The organism is Xanthomonas sp. SHU 166, from assembly GCF_000364685.1.
In the GTDB taxonomy this organism is placed as follows: Bacteria; Pseudomonadota; Gammaproteobacteria; order Xanthomonadales; family Xanthomonadaceae; genus Xanthomonas_A; species Xanthomonas_A sontii.
Genome location: NZ_AQOJ01000410.1, coordinates 1 through 2,624 on the forward strand (window position 1 = coordinate 1; position 2,624 = coordinate 2,624).

The 2,624-nt window shown below is 68.7% G+C and carries 2 protein-coding genes; one reads left to right on the forward strand and one right to left on the reverse strand.

Annotation, left to right across the window (positions count from 1 at the left end):
• Positions 1 to 393: 393 nt before the first annotated feature.
• Positions 394 to 1,605: a methionine adenosyltransferase gene (metK, locus tag D180_RS11330; RefSeq protein WP_010342184.1), complete on the reverse strand. Its 1,212-nt coding sequence runs from the start codon at positions 1,603 to 1,605 to the stop codon at positions 394 to 396.
• Positions 1,606 to 1,811: 206 nt separating this feature from the next.
• Here metK and D180_RS11335 point away from each other — a divergent pair.
• Positions 1,812 to 2,624, forward strand: an 813-nt coding sequence (locus D180_RS11335; protein ID WP_232760451.1) for a 1-acyl-sn-glycerol-3-phosphate acyltransferase, incomplete at its 3' end; no start/stop codon positions are given.

The window sequence follows — 2,624 nt, forward strand, 5'->3', positions numbered from 1 at the left end:
CCAGGGCGAAGCACACATGCCGTGCCGCCTGTACGGCCGCCCTTGAGCGCACGCCGACGATGCGGTAGCGCGCGCGGCTGCCTGCGGGAGTCGACTGTCATGCAGCCGCGGCAAGCGGCGCCGACAGCCGACTGACACCCTCCGTCGTCGGGACTGAAGTCCCTCCCACAAGGAGGCCCAGTCCATGCTGCGGAACGGCTTCCGTTGCGACGCGCGTTTCAAGCAACGCCTGTCGCGGCCGAAGCCGCTCCTGCGCGGAAGCGTTCCTGCGGCATGGCGCACCCCTGCCTGCATGGCCGTTGCCAGTGTCCGCCACTGGCCAGTTCCCATCACCCAAACGCAGAACGGGCCGCAATGCGGCCCGTTCTTTCTTGCAAGCGCGGGCAGGCCGGCTTACTTCAGCTTGGCATCCGCGCGCAGCGCCTCGGCGCGGTCGGTCTTCTCCCACGAGAACGCGGTGGCCTGGTGCTGGGCACCGGTGCCGTCGGTGTAGGTGAAGGCCTTCGGGGTGCGGCCGAAATGGCCGTAAGAGGCGGTCTGCTGGTACATCGGGTGGATCAGGTCGAGCATCTGGATGATGCCGAACGGACGCAGGTCGAAGTGCTTGCGGATCAGCTTCTCGATCTTGTCGTCGGCGATCTTGCCGGTGCCGAAGGTGGTGACCGAGATCGAGGTCGGCTCGGCCACGCCGATGGCGTAGGAGACCTGCACTTCGCAGCGGTCGGCCAGGCCGGCGGCGACGACGTTCTTGGCGACGTAGCGCGCGGCGTAGGCGGCCGAACGGTCGACCTTGGACGGATCCTTGCCGGAGAACGCACCGCCGCCGTGGCGCGCCCAGCCGCCGTAGGTGTCGACGATGATCTTGCGCCCGGTCAGGCCGCAGTCGCCCACCGGCCCGCCGATCACGAACTTGCCGGTCGGGTTGATGTGGAACTTGGTGCCCTTGTGCAGCCACTTGGCCGGCAGCACCGGCTTGAGGATTTCCTCGCGCACGGCCTCGACCAGGTGCTTCTGCTTGATGTCCGGATCGTGCTGGGTGGACAGCACCACCGCGTCGATGGCGGTCGCCACGCCGTCTTCGTAGCGCAGGGTGACCTGGCTCTTGGCGTCCGGGCGCAGCCACGCCAGCGGCGAGTTCTTCTTCTTGCGCACCTTGGCCTGCTGTTCGACCAGGCGGTGCGACAGGTGGATGGCGGCCGGCATGAAGCTGTCGGTCTCGCGGGTGGCGTAGCCGAACATCAGGCCCTGGTCGCCAGCGCCCTGTTCTTCCGGCTTCTTGCGGTCCACGCCCTGGTTGATGTCCGGCGACTGCTTGCCGATCAGGTTGAGCACGCCGCAGGTCTCGCCGTCGAAGCCGACGTCGGAGCTGTTGTAGCCGATGTCCAGGATCACCTTGCGGGTCAGTGCTTCCAGATCGATCCAGGCGCTGGTGGTGATTTCGCCGGCGACGATCGCCACGCCGGTCTTGACCAGCGTTTCGCAGGCCACGCGCGCGCGCTTGTCCTGGGTCAGGATCGCGTCGAGCACCGCATCGGAGATCTGATCGGCGATCTTGTCCGGGTGGCCTTCGGAGACCGACTCGGAGGTGAAGAGATAGCTGGACATCGCGGCTATATCCTTGTATTCGGATGAAAAGATGGAGGCGAATGATACACGGGCGCCGGGCGGCGTGCATGCTGCCCGGGGCGGACGTTGCCCAAGGTTAACCGGTTGGCGCGCCATGGTGCGCCCGTCACTTTGCCGTAGTCAGATTGCAAGATCGGTGTCGCCGCCGCGGCCGAAGCTGTGCGCAGTCAGCAAGGGGGCTTGCCGTGCTCGCACTCGAACGCCGTCTTCAGGACCGCTACCCGCACTGGTTTGCCGGACGCCGCTCGCGGCTGGTCCGGCCATTGCTGCGCGGCCTGCAGAAATGGTCGGGACTGGACGCGCTGGACGCGTTTTTGGAGGCCAACCGCGACCTGCGCGGCTTCGCCCTGGTCCAGGCCGGTCTGGATTTCCTGCAGGCCCGCTACGTGGTCGCACCGACCGCCGCCGAGTGCATTCCGGCGCGCGGGCGCCTGCTGATCGTCGCCAACCATCCTTCCGGGGCGCTGGATGCGCTGGCGCTGCTGGACTTCGTGGGCCAGGTGCGGCGCGACGTGAAGATCGTCGCCAACGATTTCCTGTGGGCGCTGGAAGGGCTGCGCGAGCTGCTGCTGCCGGTGCGCATCCTCGGCGGCGCACCGTCGCCGGCCAGCGTGCGGGCGATCGAGCAGGCGCTGGCGCAGGAGCAATGCGTAATCGTGTTCCCGGCCGGCGAGGTCTCGCGGCTGGGCTGGGGCGGCGTCGCCGACGGGCGCTGGCGCCGCGGCTTCCTGCGCTTCGCGCTGCGCACCGCCGCGCCGGTGCTGCCGGTGCGCATCCACGCACGCAATTCGGCGTTGTTCTACGGCGCTTCGGCGCTGTTCAAGCCGGCCGGCACCGCGCTGCTGGCGCGGGAGATGTTTGCCCGCCGCGAGCGCCGCATCGCGCTGAGCCTGGGCCGCGCCCGCGCGCTGCCGCAGGACCTGCCCGAAGCCGAACTGATGCGGCGCCTGCGCAGCGAACTGTATGCGCTCGGCCGCAGCGGCGGGCAGGCCGCGCCG